The following is a 15,394-nucleotide window of genomic DNA, read 5'->3' as shown; positions in this document are numbered from 1 at the left end:
TAAAAATGGATAACCGTTTCATTTTCAATAATGGAATTATGTATCTTTTACTAACTAATTCAAAAACCAACATGAAACAAAAAACTACCTTAATCACGCTTACGTGCTGCTTACTTTGTTTAACTGGCACCTACTCACAAAAGAAAAAATCGAACAAAGAAATTGAAAAATTAAAATCTGAAGTTGCCTCTATCGTGGAAGCTAATAAAAAGCAATCACAAGTGATGGTGGACAAAATTTTTAGTTTCTCTGAATTGGGATTTCAAGAAGTGGAATCCTCCAAATACCTGACTGGGATTTTGGCGGATAATGGTTTCGAAATCGAAAATTCAATTTCAGGAATTCCCACAGCTTGGTTCGCTACTTGGAGTAATGGAGACGGACCGATAATTGCTTTAGGTAGTGATGTGGATTGTATCCCTAAAGCTTCCCAATATCCAGGGGTGGCTTATCATAAGCCAATTGTAGAGGGAGCTCCTGGGCATGGAGAAGGTCATAACTCAGGTATTCCCATGAATATTTCATCTGCACTGGCAGTAAAGGAAATTATGGAACGGGAACATATTGGAGGAACACTTTTAATTTGGCCCGGCATCGCTGAAGAACTTGTGGCGGCAAAAGCTTGGTATGTGAGAGACGGACTTTTTGATGATATCGATATGTGTATTTTCACTCATGTGAGTAATAATTTAGGAGTTTCATATGGGCCTACCAGAGGAACGGGATTAATTTCTGTGGAATATGCATTTGAAGGAGAAGCGGCACATTCCGCTGGTTCTCCATGGCGTGGTAAAAGTGCTTTGGATGCCGCCGAATTGATGAATATTGGTTGGAATTATAAAAGGGAGCACCTACATCCTTTAAAACGTTCACATTCCATATTTACCGATGCAGGGGATCAACCCAATGTCGTTCCTTCAAAGGCGGCCATATGGTTTTATTTCAGGGATGTTAAGTACGAAGGCATCATGGAAATGTATGCCTTAGCAAACGATATGGCCAAAGGTGCCGCTTTGATGACTGGTACGACCATGACTTCAAAGGTTTTGGGAACGGCTTGGCCACGTCATTATAACAAGGTGATAGCTGAAACCATGTACGCCAACATACAAGATGTGGGATTACCTGAATGGTCAGAGGCCGATCAAACCCTGGCCAAAGCGGTACAGACTGAAGTAAATTCGGAAAAAACAGAAGGCCTGGCCGTAAAACTGGATACCATCGGGCTTCCTGTCATAGACCCTATTAGTGGAGGATCTGATGATATTGGGGATATTTCGTGGAAAGTACCAACGGTGACACTAGGTTACCCATCGAATATCCCAGGTTTACAAGGACATCATTGGAGCAATGCCATTGCCATGGCTACGCCTATAGCCCATAAAGGTGTTGTAGCCGGAGCTAAAGTAGAGGCCATGACCATATTGGACTTTTTGTTGAAACCAGACCTTTTAAAAGGAGCTTGGGATTATTTTAATAATGAGCAGCAAAAAGAAACCAAATACCAACCTATGATTTCTGAAAGTGACATGCCACCTATCTATTTGAATAAGGATAAACAAGATCAATTTAGACCGGCCTTGGAAAAATTCTATTTTGATGAAACCAAATATGACACCTATTTAGAACAGTTAGGGGTGGAGTATCCCACCTTAAAAGACTAATGAAGATTCTTGATTTAAGGTTGTTATCAGATTTAAATTATATGATGTAGACAGGTCTACATAAAAACTGTGCAAAAAAATAACCGCTACATTTCTAAAAATGTAGCGGTTATTTTTTATAATCAATCTTTAGATTAAAGACGGTCAGTTAGGAATTCTTCTCTAATAGGGCCATAAAGAAACCGTCATAGCCACTTTTAGAAGCGTATATCTTTTTATCCTTCACCAATTTAAAATCCTTTCCTTCTTCAGAACTGAGAAAGGATTTTACTTGGTCGCTGTTCTCTTGGGGTAAAATCGAGCAAGTCGCGTAAACCAATTTCCCACCTGGTTTTAGTATTTTGCTATAGTTCCGTAAGATTTCCTGTTGTGTTTTTACTATTTTTTCAAGAAAATCAGGTTGCATTTTCCATTTCGAATCTGGATTTCTTCGCAATACGCCCAAACCGGTACAAGGAGCGTCGATCAGCACTCGGTCGGCGCTTCCATAAAGTTTTTTATAAACCTTGGTGGAGTCAATTTCACGAGGTTCTATATTGTGAGCACCGTTACGTCTGGCCCGTCTTTTCAATTCCTTTAATTTACTTCCGTAAATGTCCATAGAAATCAACTGCCCCTTATTTTCCATTAAGGCCGCCAAGTGTAATGATTTTCCTCCAGCTCCTGCGCAGGTATCCACCACACGTTGGCCTGGATGAACATCCAATAATTCCGCTACCAATTGTGAGGATGCATCCTGCACCTCGAACATTCCGTTCTTGAAGGCGTCCGTAACAAAAACATTGGCTCGTTCCACAAGTTTTAAGGCCAATGGATATCCTTTTATAGGTTCAGCTACAATATTTTCATCCAATAAGGCTTTTCTTAAATTTTCTTTAGTGGTTTTTAGGGTATTCGTCCGTAGAATTACTTCTGCCGGCTCGTTTAATTTTGTGATCTCTTCGGTCCATAATTTTTCTCCCAAAGCTTTCAAACCCAACTCATCGATCCAGTCTGGAATAGCTTCACGGTATTTTCTTATGTTGGAAAGTTCATCGAATTTTCCTTTGATGCGTCGCTCGGGGGTGGGTTCGATTTGTTTCCAATCGGGTAGTTTAATACCTTTTAAAACAGCCCAAACGGCCCACATACGAAAAAGGTCAGGTCTACTAAAAGGTGCTTTGACCTCTGCTATTTCAGCATATAAACGTTTATAGCGTACCATTTCATAAGTTGTTTCGGCAATAAATCCGCGATCACGAGCACCCCATCGTTTATCGAACTTTAGTACTTTCTGAACGACCTTATCGGCATACTCGTTTTCGTTGAATATGAGGTTTAATGCATCTATTACGGCAAAAACCAGATTTCTATGTAATTTCATTTCGAAGCTATGTTATTTTATTTGGCCAAAAGAATGTGCCGAACATCAAAAGCTGATTATATTGTAATTGGCGCTATCCTCTAAAAAAAATATGGCTGCAAAGGTATTGTTTTAGAAGTGATTCCATTTATTTTTGAAGAACTTTATATGTTGTCTTATGCGCTACTCGATTTTGTTTATACTTCTTATGGTTTCTTGTTCCAAAATCGAAAAAAAACAACCGTTCACTTCTGTTGAAATTTCGGACCTATATACAGATTCATTAAGTATAAGGGCAATTGAACTCATGGGGAACAGCTTGGCCTTTGCCGCTAATAAGGGTACTTTTGGGACCGTGGAACTATCAAGAGGAAAAGTGCGTTACAACATACAAAAATATGATACGATCACTCCAGAATTTAGGGCAGTTGCGCATAATGCGACCGATTTTTTTATGCTTTCTATAGCTAACCCTGCGTTGTTGTATAAGACCGGGGAAGATGGCAGTATGGATTTGGTGTATACCGAAGAAGGGGAAGGTGTATTTTACGATGCGATGACATTTTGGAACAATCGGGAAGGTATTGCGGTGGGAGATAGTAGAAATGGATGTTTATCCATCATTATAACCCGGGATGGAGGACATCATTGGTATAAAATTTCCTGCAACGAATTGCCCGTTGGAATAGATGGTGAAGGTGCCTTTGCCGCAAGCAATACGAATATAAAAACTGTAGGTGACCATGTTTGGATCGCCACGACGAGCGGAAGAATATTTTACTCTCCCGATAAAGGAAAAAAATGGACGGTTTATCAAACTCCGATTCGAAATATTGAGCCGACCGAAGGCATTTACTCCATTGATTTTTTTGATGAGAGATTAGGAGTGGCCGTGGGTGGGGATTATACCGATCCTGAAAATAATAAAGCCAACAAAGCGCTCACAAAAGATGGGGGAAAAACATGGCAACTAATAGCTGATGGCAAAGAGCCGGGGTATAAAAGTTGTATTCAATTTGTACCCGAAACCAATGGTTCAGGCTTAGTTGCGGTGGGTTTTAAAGGAATTTCCTATTCTTCCGACATGGGAAATAGTTGGAAAGAACTTTCGACAGCATCATTTTATACCTTACGATTTGAAAATGACTCGGTCGCCTATGCCGCCGGTAGAAACCGTATATCGAGATTAGTATTTAAATAGTATTACCGACCACCTTTATTATGGTGATACTGTTTAATTAATTGCCGTTTAAAGTCCTCTTCAGAACGCAATAGTAGCAAGGTTTTTTTCGAAGAGATAACAGAACTGACTTCTTTTAGAAATTCTTTATCCAATTCCTCCTCTTCCTCTTCTAATTGTAGGTGTTGCTTCAGTAATTGGGCCGATTCTTTTTCAGAAAGACTTTCAACATCTTTTATTTTATTTCTTATTTCTGAATGCTCTCTTTTGCGTAAGGCATACCTTTTACTTTCGTAAGCGTTATAGACGGGCCAAAATTCTTGTGCCTCTTTACTACTTAATGAAAGCTTTTCAGTGATAAAAGCCACTTTTAAGGATTTTATTTTTTCCCAATCTTTTTTTTCTTGGGCAAATGCTATTACGGTAAAAAGCATGAATAGGGATAGGATCAACTTATTCATTGTCTTGTATATTTAATTCTTCGAAATCGTTAATGTTTTCATTTAGATAATCAAGGATATTTTCGTCACTGATAGATGAATTTAAAATATCCGAAATTTCGGTATTCGAAACAGGAATGAATTCCGAAATTTCGTAAGACGATAACCCAAGTTCGTTGTTCTCAAAATAGGACTCTATTTCTGTGTTGGCCAAATCATTAAAATTTATGGACTTCCCGGTGTTGGAGTTCGCTCCTAAAAAAACGATAACAATTGCAGCAGCAATGGAGGCTACAATGGCAATCATCTTATCCATAGCATATAACTGAACAACTTTCGTTTCGTCTTTCAATTTGCCCGTTACTTTTTCATTGAACGCTTCAAAATAATTATCAGGAACTATAAATCCCCTTTCTTTCGGAATAGTAGATCCATCTTTGGATACCATTTCCATTAAATGGTCCTGAAAACTATCGAAATAGCCTTCTGGAGTTTTAAAGGGATTTTTATTCTTCTTGTTCATGATATTTATTTGACTATCAAACACATAAAAGGTTTAGTGCTTTTTTAAATACTGTTCTAATTTTTTCACTGCCAAGTGGTAGGAGGCTTTTAAACCACCGACGGATGTTTCCAATATATCTGAAATTTCTTCATACTTGAGTTCTTGAAAATATTTCATGTTGAACACTAATTTTTGCTTCTCAGGTAGAGTGGCGATAGCCTGTTGAAGCTTTAATTGAATTTCATCGCCTTCAAAATAAACGTCTGCGTGTAAACTAGTGATCAATTTTTCCTGATAGTCCACATCAGTAATTCCTTGCATTCTCGCTCTTTGTTTTATGAAACTCAGTGCTTCATTGGTAGCGATTCTGTACATCCATGAAAAAAGTTGGCTTTCCCCTTTAAACCCATGAATGTTCTTAAAGATTTTTATGAACGTATTCTGTAAAACATCGTCTGCATCATCATGATTCAGTACAATACCACGAATTTGCCAATACAAACGCTCTTTGTAGGTGCTCACCAACACTTCAAAAGCATGGGCTTGTGTATTCTTGGACTTTAATTCCTGTACCAGTGTTTCCTCTACTATCAAGGGACTTTGAGGTTTGTTGAAGTATTAGACTTTAAATATAGTCAAAGGTTTAACGATATATAAGATTATTAAGTTATAAGTTCTATGAATAATCTGTTGTAAAATAAGTAGTTAGCCGCGATTTGTTGAAATTAGTCAAGAAGCTAAGGATTGCATTTGAACTAGTTTTTTGTAGGTTCCATTTAAATCCATTAGCGTTACATGCGTTCCTTGCTCTACAATTTCACCTTTGTGAAGTACAACAATCGTATCGGCATTTTGTATGGTAGATAAACGGTGGGCAATGACGATAGAAGTTCTGTTTCGCATCATTTTTTCTAAGGCATCTTGCACCAAACGTTCGCTTTCAGTATCTAGAGCAGAGGTCGCCTCGTCTAAAATCATGATCGGGGGATTTTTTAGCACCGCTCTGGCAATGGAAAGCCGTTGCTTTTGTCCTCCACTAAGTTTATTGCCACTATCCCCAATGTTGGTTTCGTAACCATTGGGCAATCCTAAAATGAAATCATGGGCATTGGCAATTTTAGCAGCTTCAATGATTTCCGCTTCTGTGGCATTTTCCTTTCCTAGGCCAATATTGTTCTTTACCGAATCATTGAATAAAATAGAATCTTGTGTAACAAGGCCTAAAAGACTGCGTAGTGATTTTTTGCTTAGGTCTTTGATGTTGTTTCCGTCGATTCTTATTTCTCCTTCGTTAACATCATAAAAACGGGTTACGAGATTGGCTATGGTGCTTTTACCGCTACCTGACTGACCGACAAGAGCGACAGTATTTCCCTTTTTCACCGATAGGTTGAAATTCTTTAATACGTACTCATCTTCATACTTAAAAGAAATATTCTTAAGATCGATTTTCTTGTCAAAGGATTTTTGTTCGATAGGATGTTCAATTTCAGAAATAGGGTTGTCGGTTTCCAACACTTCCAAAACCCGTTCTGCTGCCGCATTTCCTTTTTTAACTCCGTACGATGCTTTACTGATGGCTTTTGCAGGGGTTAGAATATTATAGGCCAAACCCATATACGCAATAAACGAAGAGGCATCAAGGGTTTCTTCTACCAACACCATTTTACCACCGAACCATAGGAGCACCCCAATCACTAGAATTCCTAAGAATTCACCAGTTGGAGATGCAAGATTTTGACGATTGAGCAGAATATTACTATAATTAAAAAAGCGTCTGGTAGAATCTGTAAAAGTCTTATAAAATCTTGATTCGGAATTAAATGCCTTAATAACGCGTAGGCCCCCCAAAGTTTCTTCAATAATGGATAAAAATTCGCCTTGTTCACGTTGAACATCATCGGATTTCTTTTTCAGGGATTTCCCTATCCTGCTTATAATCATGCCAGCAATCGGAATGAAAATAAACACAAACAAGGTCAACTTTGTGCTGATCCCGAACATGATGATAATTGTAAAAAGAATCGTCAAAGGCTCTCGCACAATTAACTCTAATACCGACAAAAAAGAATGTTGGATTTCAAGTACATCCGATGTTATTCTGGCAATGACATCGCCTTTTCGTTTTTCTGAATAATAGGAAATAGGTAATTCAACCACCTTTTTATAAAGTTTGTTCCGAATATCTTTTAGTACACCATTACGCAAAAATGTAATGAAATACATAGCCAGATAGTTGAATAAGTTTTTTAGCAGGAATAACACTAAAATCAAACCTATGACCAATACCAATCCCTTCATTTCGTCATCTCCGGAATAGTTAGTGACCCTGTAGTTCATGTATTGCTGAAGGTAATCCTTAATATGGGCGATATCTTTATAAGCAGGCTCTTCAATAACTTTTTTGGTCTTATCGAACAATACATCCAACATTGGAATCAGTGCGGCGAAAGAAAGCGCACTGAACAATGCGTAAAGGATATTAAAAAAAATATTTAAATAACCGTAATTACGGTAGGGCTTCGCAAAGCGAAGAATTTTTTTGAAATAGTTCATTAACCTAAATTAAGCTCACTTAAAATGCTTTTGATCTTTGCATCAAGTTCAGCTGAAACTTTTTTATAATTTGCTGCTTTGTCCAGTTTGGTATTCGTGCTTATGTAGAATTTTACTTTAGGCTCTGTACCACTGGGTCTGGCAGCTATTCTGGTACCATCTTCGGTTTCGTAAATCAATACATTTGATTTTGGAATATCGATTGGTTTTTCTTTACCTGTAAGAACGTTTGTTGCCGTGGAAGTATTATAATCTTCTATCAACTTTACTTTAGAACCGGCAACAGAAGCTACAGGGTTTTCTTTAAAGTCTTTCAGCATCTGCTTGATTTCCTCCGCACCGCTCATACCTTTTTTGGTAAGGGATACCAAATGTTCTTTATAAAAGCCAAACTGTACGTAACAGTCGATCAAATCTTTGTAAAAAGAACTACCGTTGGCCTTTGCCTGGGCCGCAATTTCACAGGCCAACAGGGTAGAAGTGACCGCATCTTTATCCCGTACAAAATCGCCTACCATATAGCCAAAACTTTCTTCGCCACCCCCTACGAATTGAGATTGCGGAAAATCCTTGATCATTTTACCGATCCACTTGAAGCCGGTCAAGGCTGTTTTAAATTCCACCCCATAAGCCTTTGCCATTTCTTCCATCATCGGGGTGGAAACTATAGTGGTCGCAATAAACTCATTGCCCTTAAATCCTGCCGATTTTGTTTTGTCTAAAAGAAATTTGGTCATGAGTACCATGGCCTGATTGCCATTTACAATTTCCATTTCACCGTCAAGGTTTCGCACGGCGATTCCCAAACGATCACTGTCGGGATCTGTACCTACGACCATATCCGCACCAATCTCTTCCGCTTTCTTAACCGCCATAGAGAGCGCTTCGGATTCTTCCGGATTTGGTGATTTCACAGTAGGGAAGTCTCCATCGGGTTTCGCCTGTTCTTCAATGATGGTTACATTTTTATATCCGGCACGTTTCAATACTTCTGGTATCGCGGTAATTGATGTACCATGAAGGGAGGTAAAGACAATTTTAAAATCATCTTTTCCTTCCGCATTAAAATTTCCGTTCTTAACGGAGGCCTCGATAAAGGCTTCATCTACTTCTTTGTCGATAACTTTGATTAGTTCGTCATTTGCATTGAACTTGATATCCTCAAAATCAAGGGCGTTGATTTCAGATATAATCTCACCATCCTGTGGAGGAACTATTTGTCCCCCATCCGTCCAATATACTTTATATCCGTTATACTCCGGTGGATTGTGTGAAGCCGTTAAAACAATACCGGCATGGCAGTTTAGGTGTCTTACGGCAAAGGATAGCTCGGGAGTGGTACGTAATTCAGAAAACAAATATACTTGAATGCCATTCGCTGAAAAGACCTCTGCTACAGTTCTAGCCAAGGTATCGCTGTTATGGCGACAATCAAATGCGATGACCACTTTAATTTCTTCTCCTTTATATACTTTATTGAGATAATTACTCAAGCCTTGCGTGCTTTTTCCCAAGGTATATTTGTTAATGCGGTTCGTGCCAACGCCCATAATACCGCGCATGCCACCGGTGCCAAACTCCATGTTCTTGTAAAAACGGTCTTTGAGTTCGTCTTTATCGTTTGCTATAAGCTCTTCTATTTCTTTTTTTACGCTAGGGTCGAAAAAATCTGTAAGCCATGTTTTGGCCGTATCAAGGATCTTATCCATCTGTATAATGTTTTATATGCTATTAATTTAATGACAATTTTAATCTTCTGAAAGAGAAGTATTAATTTCTTCAGACACAATATACCTATTTTCTTCCTTTCTTGACCGAATTAATAGTTCACCAAGAAAACCGGCCAAAAATAGCTGCGTTCCTATCACCATGGAAATTAGTGCTAGGTAGAATTGTGGACGATCCGTAATCAATCTTCCAAAGGGATTAATGAATAGTTTATCAATACCCAGATAAGTAGCAAAGCCAAAGCCGATCAGGAACATGACAACGCCTAATGCCCCGAACAGGTGCATGGGTCGCTTTCCGAACCTGGAAACGAACCAAATGGTAAGTAAATCTAAAAATCCGTTGATAAAGCGCTCCATTCCGAATTTTGTTTTTCCGTATTTACGGGCTTGGTGTTGAACCACTTTTTCTCCGATTTTAGAGAAACCGGCATTTTTGGCAAGTACAGGAATGTACCGATGCATTTCTCCGGACACCTCAATGTTCTTAACAACATTTTTAGAGTAAGCCTTTAAGCCACAGTTGAAATCGTTTAATCGAACCCCAGAGGTTCTTCTAGCCGCCCAATTAAAAAGTTTGGAGGGAACGTTCTTGAAAAGAATGGAGTCAAATCGTTTTTTTTTCCAACCCGATACCAATTCGAAATGCTCTTCGGTAATCATATGATATAGTTCCGGAATTTCTTCAGGATTATCCTGTAAATCGGCATCCATAGTAATGATTACGTCACCTTTCGCTGCTTTGAAACCGGCATGTAGGGCTTGTGACTTACCGAAATTGCGAAGAAAATGAATTCCTTTAACGGCAGGATTGGTTTTGGAAAGCTCGCTGATGATAGTCCAAGAACAATCAGTACTACCGTCGTCGACAAAGAGTAGTTCATAAGAAAAATGATTGGATCGCATTACCGATACAATCCAATCATGAAGTTCTTTTAACGATTCTTCTTCGTTCAATAAGGGAATTACAATTGATAATTGCATGCGTTACTTCTGGTATTGCCACCAAAAATACTACAATTACTTAGGTATTAATATGCCGCTTCTTGTTTTTTAAGAATCAACCCACCGATTAATGATATTATCAATCCTAAAAACAATCCTCCAATCAAACCAATTGCGGCACTCAGGTACGGTCCAGAGAATTTCTGCATCATCTCAGAGGCATTATCAATTTGCTCTTGAGTCATATTGGGGTTTTTGGCGATCATTTCCATTTTTTGGGCTTCCATCATATTCTTCATAAAATCAGGTTCAATGACACTCATGAAAATCATTTGATATATAATACCGATTATAGTGCCAATTAAAGCCATGCCGATACCTACTTTAATAGCCTCGCTAATAGTCAAAGTATCATTGTTCGCTTCTCTGAATTTGTAGATTCCGAATATGATTACACCTGTCATTATTGCCAATCTTACAAAAAACAATACGATACTTTGATCGTACTGCATGCCGGCCATATAAAGCATTAGAGAAAAAATAATTGATAGAACTCCTAGAATTATTCCATAATTTAAAGCGAATTTTCCGGTCTTAGCTTGAGTTATTTCCATAATATTATAAAATTAAAGGTTGATTTTTCTATTAGTATTACGGTCTTGTATTTTGTTACAAATCTGATGAAATTTAATTTGAATATTTTTTACTATTTGTAATTGTACATTTAGAGTTTTTCACTAAATTTGCAGCCTTAAAATGAGTGCCCGTCGGAATGGGTGCAATAAAGTTTTCAAAATGAAAAAAGACATACACCCAGAGAATTATAGAGTAGTGGCCTTTAAGGACATGTCCAACGAAGAAGTATTTTTAACAAAATCTACTGCTGATACTAAAGAAACATTAGAAGTTGATGGGGTTGAATATCCATTGGTAAAATTGGAGATTTCAAGAACATCACATCCATTTTACACTGGTAAAGCTAAATTCTTGGATACCGCAGGCCGTATCGACAAGTTCAAGAACAAGTACAAAAAATTTGCTAAGGAAGAGACCAAAGAGGAAGAATAGAAATTCTATTTATTCCCTTACATACAACGCCCTCGAAAGTTTTCGAGGGCGTTTCTTTTTCATTGAACTTGTTTTTAATGATGAAGGACCATAAAATAATGCTGCTGAAAGGATATTCGTTAATTTTGATAAAAAGCATTTAACATGAATTATATTCTTTTTGATGGTCCCCGAAGGAATCATTTGCTGCCTTTTACCTTTACGCGACCGGTAGCCGAAATTCGAGTTGGTATTATGACCTTGCGTGAACGGTGGGAAGCTTATTTGAAAACCTCCTTCTCATCACTAACAGAAGCTTATTTGAGTGTTAAATTTCCTACGAACCTTTTAGAGGATAATATATTTATAGATGCTTCTATTTTGCCGACAAATGAATTGATCGCTGCTATAAATTCTTTAGAATGCAACGAAGTTTTAGTAAAAGGACCTTTGGTAATTGCATACAGGGCTCAACTGCCTAAGAGTTCTCAACAACTACTTGATTTTGCTAAAATTGAATTTAAAGAGGATTTTCATCAGATAAATAATACGTGGGACATTTTCGATAAAAATGCCGATATACTTCAAAATGATTTTGATTTTCTGACCGAAGGGCGCACCAGTCAGCCTATTTCAAAAACCAATCATTTGATTCATCCTGAACGTATTTTTCTGGAAGAAGGAGCAAAGGTTGAGTTCAGTATTTTAAATGCTACTGATGGACCAATTTATTTAGGAAAGCATTCTGAAATATGGGAAGGTAGTTTGATACGTGGAGGGCTAGCACTATGTGACCATGCCATCGTGAAAATGGGAGGAAAGTTATATGGCGCCACTACCATTGGCCCGTTTAGTAAAGTATGTGGAGAAATCAGTAATTCCGTTATTTTCGGTTATTCCAGTAAAGGACATGAAGGGTATTTGGGAAATGCCGTTTTAGGGGAGTGGTGCAATATCGGAGCAGATTCCAATAATTCTAACTTAAAGAATAATTACGCCAAGGTGCGTTTATGGGATTATGCTACAGAACGTTTTGAGCAAACGGGACTACAGTTTTGTGGGCTTATGATGGGGGACCATAGTAAAACGGCCATAAATACCATGTTCAACACGGGAACGGTAATTGGGGTGAATTCAAATATTTATGTACCCGGGTTTCCACGAAATTTTATACCTAGTTTTAGTTGGGGAGGCGCTTCAGGTTTTACCTCGTATTCGCCAGAAAAAGCCTTTGATGCTGCAAAAGTGATGATGGCGAGAAGGGGAGTGGAGTTTAATCAAATAGAGGCCGATATCCTTACCCATGTATTTGAGATAACCAAAAAATGGAGGAACTATTGATTTGTCCCCCAAATATCCGAATAGCTAAAGTTTTAAGGCCGATTAAGTTTAATTAACTTTGTGCTCCAGTAATTGAGAGAATTATATCCGATGAAAAAAAAGGTCGCCTTTTACACCCTTGGTTGTAAGTTGAATTTTTCCGAAACCTCAACGATTGCCCGAAATTTTACAGATGAGGGTTTTGATCGTGTAGATTTTACGGAAGAAGCCGATATGTATGTTATAAATACCTGTTCGGTTACCGATAATGCCGATAAAAAATTCAAGACCATTGTAAAACAGGCACAAAAGTCAAATCCTGATGCCTTTATTGCCGCAGTCGGTTGCTATGCGCAATTGAAGCCAGAGGAATTAGCCGATGTAGATGGGGTCGACCTCGTCTTGGGTGCCACCGAAAAATTCAAGATTACCGATTATATCAACGACCTCACGAAAAACGATTTAGGTAAAGTGCACTCCTGTGAAATTTCGGAGGCCGATTTTTACGTAGGAAGTTACGCCATAGGCGATAGAACTAGGGCATTTTTAAAGGTTCAGGATGGTTGTGATTACAAGTGCACCTATTGCACCATACCCTTGGCACGGGGAATTTCCCGTAGTGACACCTTGGAAAATGTTTTGAAAAATGCCACTGATATATCGAATCAGGGAATTAAGGAAATCGTTTTAACCGGAGTCAATATAGGAGATTATGGTAAAGGTGAGTTTGGTAATAAAAAGCATGAACATACCTTCTTAGACCTTGTGAAAGCATTGGATGATGTAGATGGAATTCACCGTTTGCGTATATCATCTATTGAACCCAATCTTTTAAAAAACGAAACCATAGATTTTGTAGCACAAAGCAAAACTTTTGTTCCCCATTTTCATATTCCCTTACAAAGTGGAAGTGATGATTTGCTGAAATTGATGAAGCGAAGGTATATGACTAATTTATATAAAGAACGCGTACATAAAATTAGGGAAGCGATGCCTAATTGTTGCATTGGAGTAGATGTTATTGTTGGATTTCCCGGGGAAACAGAGCAACATTTTTTGGAAACCTATCATTTCTTAAATGAGTTGGACATTTCTTATTTACACGTCTTTACCTATTCGGAAAGGGACAATACCCCGGCTGCTACTATGAAAGGGGTTGTGCCAAAAAAAGTACGTAATAAACGTAGTAAAATGTTACGAGGGTTATCGGCTAAAAAAAGAAGGGCCTTTTACGAAAGCCAGCTGGGGAATGATTTAACGGTCTTGTTTGAGGGTGAGAACAAAGAAGGTTATATACAGGGTTTTACCGAAAACTATGTGAAAGTTAAATCTCCCTGGAATCCAGAGTTGGTGAACACACTTCACCAAGTGAGGTTAACTGAAATAGATGTTGATGGTTTAGTACGGTTCGAGTTTGTAAAAGAAAAAGTAGAAGCATAAAAAAGCCTCTCGATCGAGAGGCTTCTTAATTTTTTAGATTCGTATTCCGATAGGCAGCATTTCTTTGTACTGTAACCTATTCTTTCTTAGAAATCCTGCAATATGAGGACTGGTGGGAACAACTCTTAGATTCTTTTCTTGAATGTTGTTCAAAACGGCTTTGATGAAATTTTCTCTGAAACCTTCTTCGGTAATTTCTTCAGGAACGACTAACTTGGTCAGGAATACTTTACGTTCTTGGGAAGAATATTCTATTCTGGCAAGATGACCATCTACGGTCGTTTCAAATTGGCGCAGAAAAGAATTATCCTTAATAATAACATCGTTCATATAGTTAATTTTAGTGTTGCTACAAGACAAAAAAATTACGACGTTCTCTTATCGTAATTGATTCTTTTTAGGAATGCTTTATGAGATTTGGCCAATCATGACCTATTTTGCATCTTCTTTCAAAAATAGTTAAAATATACCTAATTTCCTAGCGTTTAATACGTTCGAATAGAATTATTTTTATTATGACACATATATATTGTATGCCCGGAATGGCGGCAAGCCCCGCTATTTTTGAGTATATTAAGCTTCCAGAAGAAAAATTCGAACTCCATTTTTTGGAATGGAGCATACCGCAACATAATATTTCGCTTTCGGGATATGCGGAAAAAATGTGCTTAAAAATTAAACATGATAATCCGGTTCTATTAGGGGTTTCTTTGGGAGGATTATTGGTGCAAGAAATGTCAAAATGGATTGCTGTAAAGCAAATAATTATCATTTCCAGCGTAAAAACATGTCACGAACTTCCAAGAAAAATGCTTTTTGCACGGTATACGAAGGTGTATAGATTATTGCCGACCGGCTTGATAAACAATGTTGAATTACTAGCTAAGTATGCCTTTGGGGAGTCTGTTGTGAGAAGATTGGAACTGTATGAGCGCTATTTGTCAATACAGGATAAAGGTTACATAGACTGGTGTATAGATCAATTGGTGAACTGGCGGCAAACCGTGGTTCCAGAAAACTTAGTCCATATTCAAGGAGAAAAGGATACTGTCTTCCCTATTTTAAATATAAAGGATTGTATCCCGGTGAAAAATGGAACCCATACCATGATCATTCATAGGGCTAAATGGTTTAACGAGAACTTACCAACAATTATTTTGGAATAAGATAGTTCTATATATACCTTTGGTAAAAGACGATAGAAGAATTAATTTTTAAATATAGGATT

General features: G+C 37.9%; 15 protein-coding genes. 6 read left to right on the top strand and 9 right to left on the bottom strand.

Annotation, left to right across the window (positions count from 1 at the left end; genetic code table 11):
- Window positions 1-71 precede the first annotated feature (71 nt).
- Window positions 72-1,664 (top strand): amidohydrolase, encoded by a 1,593-nt coding sequence (locus ACNR9Q_RS14050; protein ID WP_419211853.1) that lies wholly within the window; start codon window positions 72-74, stop codon window positions 1,662-1,664.
- Between the two features lie 148 nt (window positions 1,665-1,812).
- Here ACNR9Q_RS14050 and ACNR9Q_RS14045 read toward each other — a convergent pair whose 3' ends face one another.
- Complete coding sequence (locus ACNR9Q_RS14045) at window positions 1,813-3,027, bottom strand: RsmB/NOP family class I SAM-dependent RNA methyltransferase (RefSeq protein WP_419211852.1); 1,215 nt, start codon at window positions 3,025-3,027, stop codon at window positions 1,813-1,815.
- Between the two features lie 157 nt (window positions 3,028-3,184).
- Here ACNR9Q_RS14045 and ACNR9Q_RS14040 point away from each other — a divergent pair, with 157 nt between their 5' ends.
- Complete coding sequence (locus ACNR9Q_RS14040) at window positions 3,185-4,207, top strand: WD40/YVTN/BNR-like repeat-containing protein (RefSeq protein ID WP_419211851.1); 1,023 nt, start codon at window positions 3,185-3,187, stop codon at window positions 4,205-4,207.
- A 2-nt stretch (window positions 4,208-4,209) separates the two neighbouring features.
- Here ACNR9Q_RS14040 and ACNR9Q_RS14035 read toward each other — a convergent pair whose 3' ends face one another.
- The 7 genes from ACNR9Q_RS14035 to ACNR9Q_RS14005 all read right to left on the bottom strand — a co-directional run bounded on the left by ACNR9Q_RS14035 (window position 4,210) and on the right by ACNR9Q_RS14005 (window position 10,973).
- Window positions 4,210-4,647 (bottom strand): hypothetical protein, encoded by a 438-nt coding sequence (locus tag ACNR9Q_RS14035; protein WP_419211850.1) that lies wholly within the window; start codon window positions 4,645-4,647, stop codon window positions 4,210-4,212.
- Window positions 4,640-5,149 (bottom strand): hypothetical protein, encoded by a 510-nt coding sequence (locus ACNR9Q_RS14030; protein ID WP_419211849.1) that lies wholly within the window; start codon window positions 5,147-5,149, stop codon window positions 4,640-4,642. The genes ACNR9Q_RS14035 and ACNR9Q_RS14030 overlap by 8 nt, the downstream gene beginning before the upstream one ends.
- A gap of 33 nt (window positions 5,150-5,182) precedes the next feature.
- The gene (locus tag ACNR9Q_RS14025) at window positions 5,183-5,725 is read right to left on the bottom strand and encodes an RNA polymerase sigma factor (protein ID WP_419211848.1); all 543 of its coding nucleotides are present in this window, start codon (window positions 5,723-5,725) and stop codon (window positions 5,183-5,185) included.
- A gap of 135 nt (window positions 5,726-5,860) precedes the next feature.
- Window positions 5,861-7,687, bottom strand: a complete 1,827-nt coding sequence (locus ACNR9Q_RS14020; RefSeq protein ID WP_419211847.1) for an ABC transporter ATP-binding protein — start codon at window positions 7,685-7,687, stop codon at window positions 5,861-5,863.
- The gene (locus ACNR9Q_RS14015; RefSeq protein WP_419211846.1) at window positions 7,687-9,396 is read right to left on the bottom strand and encodes a phospho-sugar mutase; all 1,710 of its coding nucleotides are present in this window, start codon (window positions 9,394-9,396) and stop codon (window positions 7,687-7,689) included. The genes ACNR9Q_RS14020 and ACNR9Q_RS14015 overlap by 1 nt, the downstream gene beginning before the upstream one ends.
- A 39-nt stretch (window positions 9,397-9,435) precedes the next feature.
- Window positions 9,436-10,398, bottom strand: coding sequence for a glycosyltransferase family 2 protein (locus ACNR9Q_RS14010; RefSeq protein WP_419211845.1), 963 nt, complete (start codon window positions 10,396-10,398; stop codon window positions 9,436-9,438).
- Window positions 10,399-10,445: 47 nt separating this feature from the next.
- Window positions 10,446-10,973: a DUF4199 domain-containing protein gene (locus ACNR9Q_RS14005; RefSeq protein ID WP_419211844.1), complete on the bottom strand. Its 528-nt coding sequence runs from the start codon at window positions 10,971-10,973 to the stop codon at window positions 10,446-10,448.
- 181 nt (window positions 10,974-11,154) lie between these two features.
- On the opposite strand from ACNR9Q_RS14005, the gene ACNR9Q_RS14000 reads away from it, so the two are divergent.
- From ACNR9Q_RS14000 to mtaB, 3 genes are all read left to right on the top strand, one after another.
- Window positions 11,155-11,427, top strand: a complete 273-nt coding sequence (locus ACNR9Q_RS14000; protein ID WP_419211843.1) for a type B 50S ribosomal protein L31 — start codon at window positions 11,155-11,157, stop codon at window positions 11,425-11,427.
- Window positions 11,428-11,571: 144 nt separating this feature from the next.
- Window positions 11,572-12,747 (top strand): GlmU family protein, encoded by a 1,176-nt coding sequence (locus tag ACNR9Q_RS13995; protein WP_419211842.1) that lies wholly within the window; start codon window positions 11,572-11,574, stop codon window positions 12,745-12,747.
- A 90-nt stretch (window positions 12,748-12,837) separates the two neighbouring features.
- Complete coding sequence (gene mtaB / locus ACNR9Q_RS13990; RefSeq protein WP_419211841.1) at window positions 12,838-14,166, top strand: tRNA (N(6)-L-threonylcarbamoyladenosine(37)-C(2))-methylthiotransferase MtaB; 1,329 nt, start codon at window positions 12,838-12,840, stop codon at window positions 14,164-14,166.
- 33 nt (window positions 14,167-14,199) lie between these two features.
- On the opposite strand, the gene ACNR9Q_RS13985 is transcribed toward mtaB, so the two are convergent.
- Window positions 14,200-14,496, bottom strand: a complete 297-nt coding sequence (locus tag ACNR9Q_RS13985) for a GNAT family N-acetyltransferase (RefSeq protein WP_419211840.1) — start codon at window positions 14,494-14,496, stop codon at window positions 14,200-14,202.
- 185 nt (window positions 14,497-14,681) lie between these two features.
- Between ACNR9Q_RS13985 and ACNR9Q_RS13980 the strand changes: the two genes are divergently transcribed.
- The gene (locus tag ACNR9Q_RS13980) at window positions 14,682-15,332 is read left to right on the top strand and encodes an alpha/beta hydrolase (RefSeq protein ID WP_419211839.1); all 651 of its coding nucleotides are present in this window, start codon (window positions 14,682-14,684) and stop codon (window positions 15,330-15,332) included.
- The last annotated feature ends 62 nt before the right edge of the window (window positions 15,333-15,394 follow it).

Origin of the sequence: Maribacter sp. X9 (genome assembly GCF_048537565.1) — a bacterium.
In the GTDB taxonomy this organism is placed as follows: Bacteria; Bacteroidota; Bacteroidia; order Flavobacteriales; family Flavobacteriaceae; genus Maribacter.
The sequence above is the reverse complement of the archived record's forward strand: the minus strand, read 5'-3'. Positions and strand labels throughout refer to the sequence as shown.